The sequence below is a fragment of the Allobosea sp. UC22_33 genome, assembly GCF_042700715.1.
Lineage (GTDB): Bacteria > Pseudomonadota > Alphaproteobacteria > Rhizobiales > Beijerinckiaceae > Allobosea.
Genome location: NZ_CP170556.1, coordinates 691,440 through 707,030, shown reverse-complemented (window position 1 = coordinate 707,030; position 15,591 = coordinate 691,440). Strand labels below are relative to the sequence as shown.

At 67.6% G+C, this 15,591-nt stretch carries 14 protein-coding genes; 8 read left to right on the top strand and 6 right to left on the bottom strand.

What is annotated here, in order from left to right; translation table 11 throughout:
* Positions 1 to 55: 55 nt before the first annotated feature.
* Entirely contained in the window at positions 56 to 217 is a 162-nt protein-coding gene (locus tag ACFJGT_RS03305; protein ID WP_265058095.1) for a hypothetical protein, read from the bottom strand.
* Positions 218 to 642: 425 nt separating this feature from the next.
* Between ACFJGT_RS03305 and ACFJGT_RS03300 the strand changes: the two genes are divergently transcribed.
* From ACFJGT_RS03300 to ACFJGT_RS03285, 4 genes are all read left to right on the top strand, one after another.
* Positions 643 to 1,584, top strand: a complete 942-nt coding sequence (locus ACFJGT_RS03300) for an enoyl-CoA hydratase-related protein (protein ID WP_377845846.1) — start codon at positions 643 to 645, stop codon at positions 1,582 to 1,584.
* Between the two features lie 156 nt (positions 1,585 to 1,740).
* A complete protein-coding gene (locus ACFJGT_RS03295; RefSeq protein ID WP_377845844.1) occupies positions 1,741 to 4,071 on the top strand; it encodes a putative bifunctional diguanylate cyclase/phosphodiesterase in 2,331 nt (776 codons plus the stop codon).
* A 106-nt stretch (positions 4,072 to 4,177) separates the two neighbouring features.
* Positions 4,178 to 5,623, top strand: a complete 1,446-nt coding sequence (locus ACFJGT_RS03290) for an FAD-dependent oxidoreductase (protein WP_377845842.1) — start codon at positions 4,178 to 4,180, stop codon at positions 5,621 to 5,623.
* Positions 5,624 to 5,634: 11 nt separating this feature from the next.
* On the top strand, positions 5,635 to 7,083 hold the full coding sequence (locus tag ACFJGT_RS03285) for a sensor histidine kinase (protein ID WP_377845840.1): 1,449 nt from the start codon (positions 5,635 to 5,637) through the stop codon (positions 7,081 to 7,083).
* Between the two features lie 15 nt (positions 7,084 to 7,098).
* Here ACFJGT_RS03285 and ACFJGT_RS03280 read toward each other — a convergent pair whose 3' ends face one another.
* Positions 7,099 to 7,728 (bottom strand): helix-turn-helix transcriptional regulator, encoded by a 630-nt coding sequence (locus ACFJGT_RS03280; RefSeq protein WP_377845837.1) that lies wholly within the window; start codon positions 7,726 to 7,728, stop codon positions 7,099 to 7,101.
* A gap of 166 nt (positions 7,729 to 7,894) precedes the next feature.
* Here ACFJGT_RS03280 and ACFJGT_RS03275 point away from each other — a divergent pair, with 166 nt between their 5' ends.
* Both ACFJGT_RS03275 and ACFJGT_RS03270 read left to right on the top strand, forming a co-directional pair.
* Entirely contained in the window at positions 7,895 to 8,239 is a 345-nt protein-coding gene (locus ACFJGT_RS03275; protein ID WP_377845835.1) for a DUF952 domain-containing protein, read from the top strand.
* The gene (locus ACFJGT_RS03270) at positions 8,236 to 9,324 is read left to right on the top strand and encodes a quinone-dependent dihydroorotate dehydrogenase (RefSeq protein WP_377845833.1); all 1,089 of its coding nucleotides are present in this window, start codon (positions 8,236 to 8,238) and stop codon (positions 9,322 to 9,324) included. Before ACFJGT_RS03275 ends, ACFJGT_RS03270 begins: the two co-directional genes overlap by 4 nt.
* Positions 9,325 to 9,502: 178 nt before the next feature.
* Here the strand turns inward: ACFJGT_RS03270 and ACFJGT_RS03265 are convergent, their stop codons facing one another.
* The 3 genes from ACFJGT_RS03265 to ACFJGT_RS03255 form a co-directional block, all read right to left on the bottom strand.
* Positions 9,503 to 9,757 (bottom strand): DUF6460 domain-containing protein, encoded by a 255-nt coding sequence (locus tag ACFJGT_RS03265; protein WP_377845831.1) that lies wholly within the window; start codon positions 9,755 to 9,757, stop codon positions 9,503 to 9,505.
* A 104-nt stretch (positions 9,758 to 9,861) separates the two neighbouring features.
* A complete protein-coding gene (locus tag ACFJGT_RS03260; protein WP_199089256.1) occupies positions 9,862 to 10,542 on the bottom strand; it encodes a response regulator transcription factor in 681 nt (226 codons plus the stop codon).
* A gap of 146 nt (positions 10,543 to 10,688) precedes the next feature.
* Positions 10,689 to 12,326 (bottom strand): cisplatin damage response ATP-dependent DNA ligase, encoded by a 1,638-nt coding sequence (locus ACFJGT_RS03255; RefSeq protein ID WP_377845829.1) that lies wholly within the window; start codon positions 12,324 to 12,326, stop codon positions 10,689 to 10,691.
* Between the two features lie 107 nt (positions 12,327 to 12,433).
* Between ACFJGT_RS03255 and ACFJGT_RS03250 the strand changes: the two genes are divergently transcribed.
* The gene (locus ACFJGT_RS03250; RefSeq protein WP_377845827.1) at positions 12,434 to 13,210 is read left to right on the top strand and encodes an SGNH/GDSL hydrolase family protein; all 777 of its coding nucleotides are present in this window, start codon (positions 12,434 to 12,436) and stop codon (positions 13,208 to 13,210) included.
* 220 nt (positions 13,211 to 13,430) lie between these two features.
* Here ACFJGT_RS03250 and ACFJGT_RS03245 read toward each other — a convergent pair whose 3' ends face one another.
* On the bottom strand, positions 13,431 to 14,492 hold the full coding sequence (locus tag ACFJGT_RS03245) for a ligase-associated DNA damage response exonuclease (RefSeq protein ID WP_377848908.1): 1,062 nt from the start codon (positions 14,490 to 14,492) through the stop codon (positions 13,431 to 13,433).
* 29 nt (positions 14,493 to 14,521) lie between these two features.
* On the opposite strand from ACFJGT_RS03245, the gene ACFJGT_RS03240 reads away from it, so the two are divergent.
* Positions 14,522 to 15,481, top strand: a complete 960-nt coding sequence (locus tag ACFJGT_RS03240; protein WP_377845824.1) for a methyltransferase domain-containing protein — start codon at positions 14,522 to 14,524, stop codon at positions 15,479 to 15,481.
* The last annotated feature ends 110 nt before the right edge of the window (positions 15,482 to 15,591 follow it).

Below are 15,591 nucleotides of genomic sequence, written 5' to 3'. Positions count from 1 at the left end.
GTCCTGCTCGGCCGGCCGGGCACAAGGCCGGCGGCGCATGGGAGAATAAGGAAATTCAGGTCCGGGAGGTATCGGCCTGAGAGGGCGGCTCCGGCTCACGCGTTTGCGCCTCGTCCGAACGGCGAGCGCGAGCCTGGGCCTTGCGGCGCTTCAGGTTCTCGCGGAGCGCGGCGGCAAGGCGCGCCTGCTTCTCGTCCTCGGCTGTCTGGCGGGTCACGGCATCAGCTCGGCATGGGGTGTTTGAACGCGGGAACGCGGCGAATTCGCGGCGATATCGTTAGACCCACAGCCGCCGGTGGACAAGCACCGTCGATCACCGCCCGGGCCTGCCCCATGACGGGCCAGCAGCGTGCCGGAGCGAGCCAGCCTGCGGCCCCGCTTTCCGCTCGGGGCATGATCCTTCTCCCGCAAACCGCAGCGCTGCCCGTTTGTTTCCAAGATCAGGCTCCGCCGCGAAATTTTCGTTCGCATGACAGTGGTGCGGCTCTTGCTCGACCAGCGGCCAAGGCGTCCCAGAATGCGCCGCATGACGCTGCGTCATCCAAAAAAGCTTAATGCTATTAACCATTTCTGGGAGATTTCGTTTACACTTCGTTAAGCTCGTTTACCCTGCCGGCATCAAGGAGTTCCGGGGGTAGCGTCATGTTGCAGTCCTTGAAGTTGGGAGCCGGGAGCCTCGCGCCGACCCTGCTCGAGAGTTGCGAAGTCATCGATGCGATCCGCTACAAGACAGGCTTCTTGCCGGAGGTGGAGATCGCCTATGAGCCGGACATCAAGACGCTCTGGGTCACGATCCGGCCGGAGCTGAAGCCCGTCTTCACGCTGCAGCTGCTCGACAGCCTGGTGAAGATCCAGAGCGCGATCGTGGCGCTGTGGGGCGCGCCGGACCAGTATCACCGCGCGCCGGTGCGCTTCCTCGCCTTCCGCGGCACGGGGCCGTTCTTCACGCTCGGCGGCGATCTCGATTTCTACCTGGATTGCCTGGCCAAGAACGACCGCGCCTCGCTGGCGGAATACGCCAGGCTTTCGGCGGAAGGCGCGATCTGGAATTCCGGCGGCCTCAACGGCCTCGTGGTGACGCTCTCGACGATCCATGCCAAGGCGATCGGCGGCGGCATCGATGCGCCGCGCTCATGCAACGTGATGATCGCCGAGGAACAGGCCTCGTTCGTCTACCCGGAGATCAAGTTCAACCACTTCCCGATCACGGCGGTGGCGATCCTGTCGCGGCGCATGGGCCAGCGCGCGGCCGAGCAGATGCTGCTCTCCGGCGAGGAGATGAGCGCGCAGGAGTTCATGGCGGCGGGCGGTCTCGAGGCGGTGGTCCCGACCGGCACGGGCGAGAGCTGGATCCGCAAATACTGCGCCGACTCGCTGCCGATCCATGCGGCCAAGACAGCGCTGTTCTCGGCCTTCAACCGTCGCTCCGGCGACCTGCGCGAAGAGCTCGGCCATCTCGGCGAGATCTGGACGAATTGCATGTTGCGCCTCAGCCCGAGCGCGATCTCGAAGCTGCAGCGCATCGCCCAGACCCAGGACCGGATGCTGGCGCGGGTCTACCAGCGCCACCTCGCTCCGATCTGACCGGAGGCGGGCAACGCGCCCGCCTTCCCCGATGCCCGGCGCGCGTCGGAAAACCACACGAAGCATTTACCTCTGCTCTCGTACAACCCTCCGGCATGATGCGCGACGTGTGGATGTCACGCGTCGCGCCGCTTGGGGCGGCAAAGGCGGGAGTAGATGGCAGGCGCGCTCAAGCGACTGATGACGGCTGGCGGGCGCGAGCAGGGCGAGGATATCGACCTGACCGGCTATACGCTGCTGGTCAGTTCGCTGTTTTCCTCGCCGGCCTCGATCATTCCCGGCGGCATCGCCGGGATCCTGACGCCGTTCCTCTGCTGGGTTTCGACCGGCATGGACATCTTCATGAGCCTCACCATCCTGGTGACGCTCATCGTCGTCCTGCGCATCATGACGGTGGTGGCCTACCGTCGGCGCAACCACGCCCATGACAGCTATGCGGAGACCCGTCGCTGGGACCGCGACTATTTCCTCGGCGCGACCGTGTTCAGCGCCGTGCTCGGCTATAGCTGCTATGTCGCGCTGGTCCAGACCGACGACCCCGCCGCGCATATCACCTCGGTCGCCTCGACCATCGCTCTCGCCTCGGGCTATGTCGCGCGCAATGCCGGGCGGCCGAAATTCGTCGCGGTGCAGCTCCTGACCTTCTGCATCCCGATGGCGATCGGCCTGATCGGCGCCCATAATCCCTATTATCGCTATATCGGCTATTTCGCCTTCCTCTACGTGGCGGCCAATATCGCGATCACCAACTCGCTGCACCGGAACCTGCTCGCACTCAGCGACGCCAACAAGCAGTCCAAGGCGCTCGCCTCCGCCCTCCATTCGCAGAACCTGACACTCGACGCCGCGCTCAACACCATGATCGACGGGCTGGCGATGTTCGACCGCAGCCTCAAGCTCGCGGTCAGCAACGCACCGCACAGCACGCTCTACGGCCTGCCGGAGACGCTCGCCCTGCCCGGCACGCCGCTGACGGCGATCGCGCGCTTCCTGGTGGAGCGACAGGTGATCAGCCAGGAGCAACTCCGCGACATCCGGACGGCGCTGACCGAGGTGCAGGCCACCCAGCAGGCCACCAGCCGTGAACTGGTGACGCGCAGCGGGCTCGTCCTCGTCGTGACGCTCGCGCCCGCCGCCGAAGGCGGCATCCTGATGCTCACCGAGGACGCCACCGAGCGCAAGGCGACGGAGGCGCGCATCGAGCAGATGGCGCGCTTCGACGAATTGACCGGGCTTGCGAACCGCTTCGAATACACCACCCAGATCACGGAGGTCTTCGCCAAGCTGGAGCGCACGGGCGATGGCTTCGCGCTGCTCTATCTCGATCTCGACGGCTTCAAGCAGGTCAATGACAGCCTCGGCCACGATATCGGCGACCATGTGCTGATGGAGACCGCGAGCCGCCTGCGCAGCGCGATCCGCAGCAACGACATGCTCGCGCGCTTCGGTGGCGACGAGTTCCTGCTGATCCTGCCATCCTCCGACCATGTCGTCGTCACGGCCATCGCCCAGCGGATGATCGACGTGATGGCGCCGGCCTTCGATGTCGACGGCAAGACCGTCTACGTGACCGCCAGCATCGGCATCGCGATGGCCCCGCTCGACGGCGCCAACCCGGCCGACCTGCTGCGCCATGCCGATACGGCGCTTTACAAGGCGAAGTCCGCCGGCCGGAACACGCTGATGTTCTTCAACCCGGCCATGGCCGAGGAGATGATGGAACGGCACGAGATCGAGGTCGATCTGCGCAAGGCCTGCGCCGACGGCACGCTCGAGCTCTACTATCAGCCGATCATCGACCTGAAGACCCAGAAAATCGTGTCGCGCGAGGCGCTGATGCGCTGGCGCCACCCGACCCGCGGCATGGTGCCGCCCGGCGTCTTCATCCCGATCGCCGAGCAGTCCGGCCTGATCGCCGGCATGGGCGACTGGGCGATCCGCCAGGCCTGCCGGGATGCGGCGAGCTGGGAGCCGGGCATCGGCGTCTCCGTCAACGTCTCGCCCCTGCAGTTCCGCGAGCCGCGCCGGATCGTCGAGACGGTCAAGGAAGCGCTCCTCGCCTCGCATCTCGAATCGCGGCGCCTGATGCTCGAAGTCACGGAATCGCTGCTGATCGAGGACGACAAGCTGGCGCTTTCGGTGCTCGACGAATTGCGGGCGCTGGGCGTGACCTTCGCGCTCGACGATTTCGGGACCGGCTATTCGTCGCTCGCCTATCTCTCGACCTATCCGTTCGCGCAGGTGAAGATCGATCAAAGCTTCTCGCGCGAGGTCCATACCAACGAAGCCTCGAAGGCCGTCATCGAGGCGGTCTGCCAATTGGCGCGCCGCCTGCAGATGAACGTCGTGGTCGAAGGCATCGAGACGGAGCAGCAGCGCATCGCCGTGCAACTGCTCGGCGCCCATCGCGCCCAGGGCTTCCTGTTCGGCCGCCCGGAGGCGCTGGCCAGCATCAAGGGCCAGAACGGCAACCGCAGCGTCGCCTGAGCGGGCGGGCCTTTCTCTTTAATGCGGGAACGGCTGCGCAACGGCCTTGATTCCGCCGGCCCGGCAACGCATCAGCGATGGTGAAGCGAGCGAAACGGGACATCCGGTGAGCGACGGCACGGCCAAGGCGGCGAAACCAGCCGCGTTGACACCCGATATCTGCGTCATCGGCGCGGGCGGAAACGGCGTTGCGCTGGCGATCGCCGCGGCAGCCTTCGGCGTCCCCGTCGTGCTGATCGAGCGGGATGTCATCGGTGGGGACAGCGGGCCGCTTGCCAGCCGCGCGCTGATCGAGATCGGAGCCCGCGCGCAGGCGCTGCGCGATGCCGGCCGTTTCGGCCTCGCGGCGACCGAACCGCAGCCGAACCCGGCTCTGATCCACGACCATGTCCAGCGTGCATTGGCGACCGACCGGGCGAATCACTCCGCCGAGCGGCTGGCCACGCTCGGCATCACCGTCATCCGGGGCGAAGCGCGTTTCACCAGCCGCAGCACGGTCACGGCCGACGGGCGTCCGATCAAGGCGCGCCGCTTCGTCATCGCCACCGGCGCACGCGTCGCCTCGCCTGCGATACCCGGGCTCGAATCCGTACCGGTTGTTCATGAGGCCGACCTTGCAGGTCTCTCCCGACTACCCGAACGGCCGATCGTCATCGGCGGCGCGGGCGCCGCGCTGGCCCAGGCCCTGCGCCGTATCGGCCACGCCGCGCCCCTCATTGCCCCCGAGGGTTTGCTGGCAGGTCACGACGCCGAAGCCGCGATGATCCTGCGGCGCCGGTTGCTGCGCGAGGGACTGGAGCTGCATGAAGGCAGTGCCCCCTTACGCGCCGAGCGCGGCCGGTCCGGGCTTCGCCTCGTCCTCGCCACCGCTTCGGGGGAAACGACGATCGAGGGCTCGCATCTTCTTGTCTGCGGCCCGCGCCGACCCGAAATCGGCAATCTCGACCTCGATCTCGCCGGCATTCGCTGGGACGCCTCGGGCATCGCCGTCGACAGGAGCCTGCGGACGAGCAACCGCCGCGTCCATGCCCTGGGAGCCTGTGCCGGCGGCGCGGCGACTGCCCCTGGAGCTCGTGCCGGCGACGACCATGTCGGGCTCCTGCTGCGCAGCATCCTGTTCCGCCAGCCGAAAAAGATCGATCCGGGAAGCGAGCCGCGCGTCGCCTGGAGCCAGCCGCAGGTCGCCTCGATCGGACATTCGGAGGCAGAGGCCCGGAAAGCAGCCGGGGCTATCCGGGTGCTGCGCTGGCCATTTTCGGAGAATGCCGCAGCCCAAGCGGCCGGAGAGACCGAAGGCTTCGTCAAGGCGATCGTCGATCGCAAAGGCCGCATCCTCGGCGTCACCATTGTCGGCGAGGATGCAGGCGAGCAGATCGCGCCCTGGTGCATCGCGATGCGGGCCGGGCTCAGCATCGGCGATGTCGCCGGCGTGCCGCTGCCCGCCATCAGCCGCTCCGATGCCTCGCGCCGTGCTGCGCTGTCCTTCCATGCGGCTTTGACGACGCGGCCGGGCTTGCGCCGCATCATCGGCTTTCTGCGTCGTTTCGGCTAAGATCACCGACGATGCATGCACCCAAGTCAGCCTTGTCGGTCAGCCAGCCGCGCGGCCTCACGCGCCTCGGCCTCTCGGCCAAGCTGCTGCTCGTCACCGTGCTCTTCGTCATGCTGGCGGAGGTGCTGATCTACCTGCCCTCCATCGCGAATTTCCGACGCAACTGGCTGCATGACCGGATCGCCGCCGCACAGGTCGCGGCGCTGGTGCTGGAAGGCGCCCCCGAGGACGGCCTGCCCGAGGGCAGCGAGAACCGCCTGCTGATGGGCGTCGGTGCGCGCGCGATCGCGGCGCGCGTCGGCGGCGCGCGGCGCCTGCTCAGCCTCGATTCGATGCCGCCGCCGGAGGTCTCGCGTTCGGTCGATCTGCGCAACCTGAGTTGGATGAGCGCGATCAACGAGGCCCTGGCCGTGCTCGTCTCGCCCGCAACCATGCCGATCCGCGTGGTCGGCGAGGCTGTCGGCGGCGCCGATTTCGTCGAGATCGTCATCGACGAGGCGCCGTTGCGCCGGGCGATGCTGAAATTCTCCTGGAGCCTGCTGCTGATCTCGCTGCTGCTGACCGGGCTCACCGCGCTTGCCGTCTATATCGCGCTCAATGCGCTGATCATCGGGCCGATCCGGCATCTGGCCGCCAATGTCATGGAATTCGAGGCCGATCCGGAAAACCCGCGACGAATCATCGAGCCTTCGCTGCGCGCCGACGAGATCGGCGAAGCGGAACGCGCGCTTGCCCGCATGCAAGGGACGCTCGCCGACGAATTGCGCACCAAGAAGCACCTCGCCGAGCTCGGCCTCGCCGTCTCCAAGATCAACCACGACCTGCGCAACATGCTGGCGGCGGCGCAGCTCATGTCCGACCAATTGATCGAGACCCGCGACGTCAAGATCCGCCGCTTCGCGCCGCGCCTGATCGCGACGCTCGGCCGCGCCATCGATTTCTGCCAGGCCACCCTCGCCTATGGCCGCGCGGCCGAGGCGACGCCCGCGATCCGCGACGTCCCATTGCGCCAGCTCGTCGCCGAGCAGGCAGAGATGCTCGGCCTCGGCGACGGCAAGCAGCCGCGTTTCGAGAACCGCGTTCCGCCCGAATTGTCGGCGCCCTGCGACCCCGACCAGATGGCCCGTGTGCTGACCAACCTGATGCGCAACGCGGTCCAGGCGCTGACGCGGGCGGGGGCGGATGCCGGCGACCTGCCGGTGCTGACGGTGACGGCCGGGCCGGAGAACGGCTCGGTCGCCCTGCGCATCATCGACAACGGCCCGGGCGTGCCGGAGCGGGCGCGGGCCAACCTGTTCCAGGCCTTCCGGGGCTCGGTGACGCCCGGCGGGACCGGGCTCGGCCTCGCGGTCGCGGCCGAGCTGGTCCGGCTCCATGGCGGCTCGATCACGCTCGAAACATCCGAGGTCGGCGCTGTCTTCGCCGTCATGCTGCCGGCGCGGCGCGCCAACGGACACTGACGGCCGGCGAAGCGCCTACTGGCTCGCCCAGATCACCCGCGCCATGAAGGCGATCTCGGCGAGGTTCAGGACACGGTCGGCATGCTCGGGATTGAGCGAGGCGAGCTCGACCGTCTTGGCGGTCTGGCGCCTGAGCTGCTTGGCCAGCACCTCGCCCTCAACCGTCTTGACCACGACCCGGTCGCCGCGCCGGACCGTCGCGGTCGGCGAGACGATGATGGTGTCGCCATCGCGATAGAGCGGCAGCATCGAATCGCCTGATATCTCCAGCGCATAGGCCTTCTCGTCGGCGACGCCGGGAAAGGCGACCTCCTCCCAGCCTGTGCCGGCCGGAAAGCCGCCATCGTCGAAGAAGCCGCCGGAACCCGCCTGGGCGAAGCCGATCAAGGGAATCGTGCGCGCCGGCGCCGGCTCGCGCCGCAGCACCACGCTCATGAACTCGTCGAAGGAGGCGCCGGTCGCGGCCAGGATCTTCGAGATCGATTCGGTCGAGGGCCAGCGCTCGCGCCCGTCGGGAGCGACGCGCTTGGAGCGGTTGAAGGTCGTCGCGTCGAGCCCGGCCTTGCGCGCCAGCCCAGAGGCAGTGAAGCCATAGCGCTGGGCGAGCGTGTCGATCGCCCCCCAGATCTGGTCATGTGACAGCATCGCTGAGGACCTCGCTTCGCTCTTGCCGTTCGGCGGGGATTGGAGATAGGAAATATCCCCTATCGTATAAGATTTCAATCCGAATCTCGCCACAATCGGACAACGGCTTGCGGAATCCTCCTGCCAGCGTTTAAGCCGTTGCCGACATCCGCGCGCGAGACCTCCGGTGCCCCTGATCTACAAGATATGCCCTGCCGCGCTCTGGTCGGAAGCCGAGGCCCAGGGCCGCTTCGACGGCGCGCCCGTCGACCTCGCCGACGGCTATATCCATTTCTCCACGGCTGCGCAGGTCGCCGAGACCGCGGCGAAGCATTTCGCCGGGCAGGACGGGCTCCTGCTCATCGCAATCGACGACGGGCGCCTCAATCCAGAGCTGCGCTACGAGCCCTCGCGCGGCGGCGCCCTGTTCCCGCATCTTTACGCCCCGCTCGATCCGAAGGTCGTCCGCTGGATCGCCCCCATGCCGCTGAAGACCGACGGCAGCCATATTCTACCGGAGACGCTCGCATGATCGGCGGCCTGTTCAACCTCGCCCGGCCTCTGATCCACCGCATGGATGCGGAGACGGCGCATCGCCTGACCGTCACCGCGCTCGCTACGGCGCCTGCCTTGAAGCCCGGCGCGGACGATCCGGTGCTCGCCACCGAGGCGTTCGGGCTGTCCTTCTCCAACCCGGTCGGGCTTGCGGCCGGCTTCGACAAGAATGCCGAGGCGGTCGATGGCGCGCTGGGGCTCGGCTTCGGCTTCGTCGAGGTCGGCGGCGTGACGCCGCTGCCGCAGCCCGGCAACCCGCGCCCGCGCGTGTTCCGCCTGCTGGAGGACGAGGCCGTCATCAACCGCTACGGCCTCAACAGCGAGGGCATGGAGGCCGTGGCCAAGCGGCTCGGGTCCCGCCTGCGCCGCAATGGGCTCGTCGGCGTCAATCTCGGCGCCAACAAGGAATCGGCCGACCGCGCCGCCGACTACGCCACGCTGGCGCGCCGGCTCGCCCCGCTGGCGGATTTCCTGACGATCAACGTCTCCTCACCGAACACGCCCGGCCTGCGCGACCTGCAGGCGGAAAGCGCGCTCGACGATCTCGTGGCGCGCACGCTCGCGGCGCGGGACGAGGTCGCGACCGTTGGCCAGCGCACACCGATCCTGATCAAGATCGCGCCGGACCTGACGATACCCGAGCTCGACGGCATGATCGCCGTCGCCCGCAAGCGCGGGATCGACGGGCTGATCGTCTCGAACACCACGATCGCGCGCCCGGACAGCCTGCGCAGCGCCAGCAAGGCCGAGACGGGCGGGCTTTCCGGCAAACCGCTCTTCACCGCCTCGACCCGCATCCTGGCCGAGGCCTTCCTGCGCGTCGAAGGGCAGTTTCCGCTGATCGGCGTCGGCGGCGTCGATTCCGTCGAGACGGCCTTCGCCAAGATTCGCGCCGGCGCGACGCTGGTGCAGTTCTATTCGGCGATGGTGTTCAAGGGACCGGGGCTGGCGAAGGAGATCAAGACCGGCCTCGCCACGCGGGCGCGCCGCGCCGGCCTGACGCGCCTCACCGCCCTGATCGGGCGCGACGCAGCGGCGATCGCGCGCGGCGAAGGGCTTTAAAGCTCAAGAACCACGGCGTCATTCCGGGGCTTCGCGAAGCGAAGAGCCCGGAACCCAGAACCGATGCGGTTAACAGGAGAAGCAACCGGCCGTCCGTGCCTTCTTTATGAAGGGCATCGGTTCTGGGTTCCGGGCTCGCCCTTCGGGCGCCCCGGAATGACGACGTGGTTCGGGTGAATTACTTCCGCGCCGCGAAAAGCCGCATCAGCAGCCAGAGCGGCACGACGATCAGCGCGCCGGCAATGACCCATTGGCCGACCTCGCGGATCGCGCCGAAGCCGAGCCCGGTGATCGAGCGCAGGAAGCGCGCCGCAGCCTCGTAGAGACTCTGCGGGGACAGGCCCAGGAAAGCCAGCGCTGCGCCGACGAGCAGCGAAATGAAGATCAGGCGGACGAGGACGCTGAGAGGCGAGCCGCCGAGAAACCGTTCCATGAAAGCAATCGTCATCCTGTTGCGCCCCATGCCGATCCGAGGCGCCTCCGCGCTGTCTTAACCTGAAACAGGCGGCGCTTGAACGGGGTGTGAACGGGCGACCGTCAGGCCGTCGCGCTGGCCCCCGCCGTCGCCCAGGCGGTGCCGGCGATCTTGGAGGCGGCGATCACGGCCTGCGTGCGGCTGTCGACGTCGAGCTTGGTCAGGATCGCCGAGACATGGGCTTTCACCGTCGCCTCGGAGACGCCGAGTTCATAGGCGATCTGCTTGTTGAGAAGCCCCTCCGACAGCATCATCAGCACGCGCACCTGCTGCGGCGTCAGCGTCGACATGCGGCGGACCATGTCGGCGATCTCGGCATCGACCGGGGCGGAGAGGTCGACGCCGGGCGGTGTCCAGACGCCGCCGTCGAGCACGGCGCGGATCGCCTCGCCCATCTGCGCCACATCCGCCGTCTTAGGCAGGAAGCCGAGGGCGCCAAATTCGATGCAGCGGCGAATCACCGCCGGATCGTCATTGGCCGAGACGACGATCACCGGGATCTCGGGATGGTCGGCGCGCAGGAAGAGCAGGCCCGAAAAGCCCTGGACACCCGGCATGGTCAGATCGAGCAGGACGAGATCGGCATCGCCGCCGCTGGCCAGCGCCTCGGTCAGGGCTTCCAGCGAGCCGACTTCGCTGACATCGGCCCCGCCGAGCGCGCTCGACACGGCCTGGCGCAGCGCCCCGCGAAACAGCGGATGATCGTCCGCGATGACGATCCGCGTCGAAGGCTGCTTGCTCATCGCCCCACTCCTTAAAGCCTGCATCGCCCCCGCCCGAAGCCGGGTTACCCGCTTCGAGCCGATGCATTCGTCCCACCCGGACATTTTGCCTCAGGCCGACCGCGCATCACAAGCATTGCAAGCGCAAGGCTGCAACCCATTCCGGTTCAACCATTGGTCGGCAACAGCGCTTCGAGCACCTCGATATGGTCGGCCTCGCGTGGCGGCTTGTCCCAGCGGATGCGGTTGATCCGGGGGAAACGCATGGCGAGGCCGGATTTATGCCGGGTCGAGCGCTGCAAACCCTCGAAGGCCACCTCGAAGACCAGGCCGGCTTCCGCCTCATGCGTGACCTCGCGCACCGGGCCGAAGCGGTTGAACGTGTTCTTGCGGACATATCTGTCGATCTCGATCAGTTCCTCGTCGGTGAAGCCGAAATAGGCCTTGCCGACCGGGACGAGTTCCTGCCCGCCATCCTCGCCCACGCGCCAGACGCCGAAGGTGTAATCGGAATAGAAGGAGGAGCGCTTGCCGTGGCCGCGCTGGGCGTACATCAGCACGCAGTCGACGAGCCGGGCATCGCGCTTCCATTTCCACCAATAGCCCTTGGGTCGCCCGGGCAGATAGGGCGAATCGCGGCGCTTGATCATGCAGCCCTCGACCGCTTCCGCATCGGCGCCCGCCCCGGCCCCGGCCGGATCGGCGCGGGCCGCCGTCAATTCATCCCAGGACGCGAAGGGGATCACCGGCGAGAGATCGAAACGGATGCTGGACAGCCGCGACAGGAAGGCCTCCAGCCGCTGGCGCCGCTCTTCCAGAGGCAGATGCCGGATATCCTCCTCGCCATCGACGAGCAGGTCGTAGACGCGGATATGGGCGGGGAATTCGCCCAGCATCTTCGCCGTGACGGTCTTGCGGTTGAGCCTTTGCTGCAGCGTATTGAAGCTCTGGACCGCGCTCTCGCGCATCACCAGCAATTCGCCGTCGAGCGCGCCGTCGATCGTCAGTTGCTCGACGAGATCGGGGAAGGCGCCCGCGATGTCCTCGCCGGTGCGGGAATAGAGACGGGTCACGCGGGTGCCGTCGGGCTTGCGCCCGCTCACCGCCTGAACGCGGATGCCGTCCCATTTCCATTCGGCTGAGAATTCGGCCGGGTCGAGCTTGTCGAAATCGCCGTCCTCGATCGGGTGCGAGAGCATGACAGGGCGGAACGGTGCGGGATCGCGCGCCTCGGGCCGGGCGCCCTTGCCCTCCAGCCAGGCGAAGAGCTCGGCATAGGGCGGCTCCAGCCCGTGCCAGACCTGCTCGACCTCGTCAGGCGGCACGCCGCCGATACTGGCGGCCGCCGTCTTGGCGAGCCGGGCCGAGACGCCGATGCGCAAGGACCCGGTGATGAGCTTGAGCAAGGCCCAGCGGCCGGTCTCGTCGAGCGCATCGAGCCAGCCGGCGACGAGGCGCGGCAGATCGGTCTTGCCGGCTTCGCGCAGGCTCTCGACCACCTCCGGCAGATGTGGCACCGCATTGGCGCCGTGCCGGGCCGGCCACATCAGCGCGACGGTCTCGGAGAGATCGCCGACATAGTCGTAGGACAGCGCAAAGAGCACCGGGTCGGCGCGCTCCGCGATCAGCGCGCGGATCAGCCCGGCCTTGGCGTTGCGGAAGACCAGCCCGCCGGTCATCGCCGCCAGCGCATAGCCGCGATCGGGATCGGGCGTCGTGCGCAGATAGTCCGCGATCAGCGCGATCTTGGCGTTGCGGCGGGGCTCATAAGCGAGGCGGTCGAGCAGCCAGGCGAAGCGATTCATCCTGTCGCCTCCGCGCCACACCCTGCTCGTTCGTTCGTGCTGCAGCGCATCGTTCAGATACCGTTCATGAAGCAAACCTTAACGGCAGTGGAGTAGTCAGGAGAGACATGCCGATGCGTGCCGCGATGCGGTTCCTTGCCTTGCCTGTCATCGCTGCAATGGTATCGGCCGGAGCCCCCGCGCAGGCGGCGAGCTTCTCCTGCCGCGAGACGCCAATCGTGCGCTCGAACAGTGCTCTTGCGCCGCTTTCCACCAAGGTCTCGCAGGGCCAGACCCTGACGATCCTCGCCATTGGCTCGTCCTCGACCGAAGGCATCGGCGCCAGCGCCAAGGACAAGACTTATCCCGCCCGCCTCCAGGCGCTGCTCGGCAAGGCCTGGCCGAAGTCCAAGGTCGAGATCGTCAATGCCGGAATCGGCGGCGAAACCGCCCCGCAGACGCTCGCCCGTTTGAAGGCCGCATTGGCCGCGCGTCCCTACGATATCGTGATCTGGCAGGTCGGCACCAACGACGCCGTCAAGGGCGGCGATCTCGACGCCTTCAAGGCGATGATCGGCGAAGGTATCGCGCTCGTCCGCGAGGCCGGCCCGGCGCTCGCCATCCTCGATCCGCAATATTTCCCCTCGGTGCGCGATCCGCAGCGCTACGGTCAATATGTCGAGGCGGTCGGGGAGGTCGCCCGCCGCGAGGCCGTGCCGGTCTTCGGCCGCTACGATGCGATGCGCGAATGGCACCGCAGCGATGCCGAGGCCTTCAAGGCCGCGCTCTGGACCGACGGCTTCCATATGAGCGATGCGGGGTATGACTGCCTTGCCCGCGACATGGCCAATGCCATGGTCGGCATGGCCGCACCGTCGCGCCCGGTCGTCGCCGCGTCGCGGTAAGCTGAAGCTCCAGCCTTCCAAGGGAACCGCAGCGTCATTCCGGGGCATTGCGCAGCAATGAGCCCGGAACCCAGAACCGATGCGCTTTCCCGTTATGACCTTGCCATCGAACCACTTCTTTCTGGGCCGGCATCGGTTCTGGGTTCCGGGCTCGGCCCTCCGGGCCGCCCCGGAATGACGGCTTGGTTCTGATGCCACTCGACGCATCGCCATAGCTCTTTCAAACCGCCGCATCGGCCGCCTCCTCGACCGGATCGGCCTCGCCCTCGTCGCCATAGCCGACGAGATGCAGCGGCTTCGCTTTAAGCCCCGCCGTTCCGCACCAATGGACGAGCGCCTCGGCCTCGCCATGCGTCACCCAGATCTCGCCCGCCTGAACCTCCTTGATCGTCGCGAGCAGGTCGTCCCAATCGGCATGGTCGGAGATGACGAGCGGGAGCTCGACGCCCTTCTGGCGTGCGCGGGCCCTGATCCGCATCCAGCCCGAAGCGAAGGCAGTGACCGGGTCGGGGAAGCGGCGCGCCCACAGGTCCTGCGTGGCGCTCGGCGGGCAGATGACGATCTCGCCGCCCAGCGTCTTGCGATCGGTCTCCGAGACCAGCCTGACCTCGCCGAGCGGGATGCCCTCGGCCTCGTAGAAGGCGGTGATCTTCTCGACGGCGCCATGAATATAGATCGGCCTGTTGTAACCGGCCTCGCGGATCAGGGCCATGACGCGCTGCGCCTTCCCCAGCGAATAGGCGCCGACGATATGCGTGCGCTCTGGGAAGAGCCTGACGGATTCCAGGAGCTTGGCCACCTCCCCCGCCGCCGGCGGATGGCGGAAGACCGGCAGGCCAAAGGTCGCCTCGGTGATGAAGATATCGCAGGGCACCGGCTCGAAGCCGGCGCAGGTCGGGTCGCGCTCGCGCTTGTAGTCGCCGGAGGCGACGATCCGCAGCCCACGGCTCTCGACCGCGATCTGGGCGGAGCCGAGGACATGACCGGCGGGCACGAAGGTGAAATCGACCTCTCCGATACGAATGCTCTCGCCGGGCACCGCGATCTGCTGCGAGCAGGTAAAGCCCTCGCCATAGCGCAGGGCCATGATCGCCAGCGTCTCCCGCGTCGCCAGCACGGCGCCATGACCGGCGCGGGCATGGTCGGAATGGCCGTGGGTGATCAGCGCCCGCCCCACGGGGCGGACGGGATCGATATGGATGTCGGCCGGTGGGCAATAGAGCCCGGCCGGCGTCGGCAGCAGCAATTCGGAGGGGCGCCAGCGGGCGCTTTGTCTGGCCAGCGTCACACTCCTGGGCTAGATCGGTCGGTATGACCGATACAGGCTCGACCACGCATTTCGCCTCGTCCGGCGACCCCGTGCTCGACCGCCGTTATGGCTGGGCCGAAGCTGCGCTGAAGGACGGGGACGCGCAAGCGGCTGTCGATATCCTCGACCAGACGCTGTCGCAGGCCTATCATTTCACGGCCGCCTGGCATCTCTACGGGCTGGCGCAGGAGGCGCTCGGCCACCGAGAGGACGCGGCCACTGCCTGGCGGCAATGCCTCGACCTCGATCCCAACGACCATTTCGGCGCGAGGCTCGACCTCGCCCGCATCGGCGCTTTGCCGGCAGAACAAGCCACCTCGGAGAATTTCTCCGGCGCGCTGTTCGACGCCTATGCCGACCGCTTCGACAGCCATCTCACGCAAACCCTGCAATACAACGCGCCCGACCTGCTGAAGGCTGCGCTGGTCCGTTGCTGCAGCAACGCCGGCCGGCCCTTCCGGTTCGACATCGTCTACGATCTCGGCTGCGGCACCGGCCTGATGGGCGAGGCGATCCATGAGCAGAGCGGCTTCATCGCCGGCTGCGATCTCTCGCCACGCATGATCGAACGGGCGCGGACCAAGCTCGCGCCCGACGGCACGCTGCTCTACGACAAGCTCGCGGTCGCCGGGCTCACGGCCTTCCTGACCAGCCGGCCGGACGCCTCCGCCGATCTCGTCGTCGCGGCCGATGTCTTCGTCTATCTCGGCGAGCTCGCGCCCTGCTTCGCCCAGAGCGCGCGCGTGCTGGAGCCGGACGGGCTGCTGGCCTTCACGGTGCAGAGCCATGACGGCGACGGCGTGGTCGTGGGTGATGACAGGCGGTTTGCGCATGCGGAGAGCTGGCTGAGGGAGCGGCTCGCTGAAGCCGGGCTCACACCGATACTCGTCGAACCCGCCAGCACGCGGCAGGATCGCGGCACGCCCGTGCCGGGGCTGCTGGTGGTGGCGGAGCGGCACTGAAAGCCTTCCAACTCGATCGCCATATGAGAGACCCGGCCGCAAAGGGGGGTTCGCGGCCGGGCCAGCCCCAAGATGCGGCTTTGAGGCGGGGCTACACCTCACTGGGTGTA

Coding starts and splice junctions, on each gene's coding strand:
- ACFJGT_RS03300 (WP_377845846.1), top strand. CDS start 643: ATGTTGCAGTCCTTGAAGTTGGGAGCCGGGAGCCTCGCGCCGACCCTG.
- ACFJGT_RS03295 (WP_377845844.1), top strand. CDS start 1,741: ATGGCAGGCGCGCTCAAGCGACTGATGACGGCTGGCGGGCGCGAGCAG.
- ACFJGT_RS03280 (WP_377845837.1), bottom strand. CDS start 7,728: ATGCTGTCACATGACCAGATCTGGGGGGCGATCGACACGCTCGCCCAG.
- ACFJGT_RS03265 (WP_377845831.1), bottom strand. CDS start 9,757: ATGGAACGGTTTCTCGGCGGCTCGCCTCTCAGCGTCCTCGTCCGCCTG.
- ACFJGT_RS03285 (WP_377845840.1), top strand. CDS start 5,635: ATGCATGCACCCAAGTCAGCCTTGTCGGTCAGCCAGCCGCGCGGCCTC.
- ACFJGT_RS03240 (WP_377845824.1), top strand. CDS start 14,522: ATGACCGATACAGGCTCGACCACGCATTTCGCCTCGTCCGGCGACCCC.
- ACFJGT_RS03250 (WP_377845827.1), top strand. CDS start 12,434: ATGCCGATGCGTGCCGCGATGCGGTTCCTTGCCTTGCCTGTCATCGCT.
- ACFJGT_RS03260 (WP_199089256.1), bottom strand. CDS start 10,542: ATGAGCAAGCAGCCTTCGACGCGGATCGTCATCGCGGACGATCATCCG.
- ACFJGT_RS03270 (WP_377845833.1), top strand. CDS start 8,236: ATGATCGGCGGCCTGTTCAACCTCGCCCGGCCTCTGATCCACCGCATG.
- ACFJGT_RS03255 (WP_377845829.1), bottom strand. CDS start 12,326: ATGAATCGCTTCGCCTGGCTGCTCGACCGCCTCGCTTATGAGCCCCGC.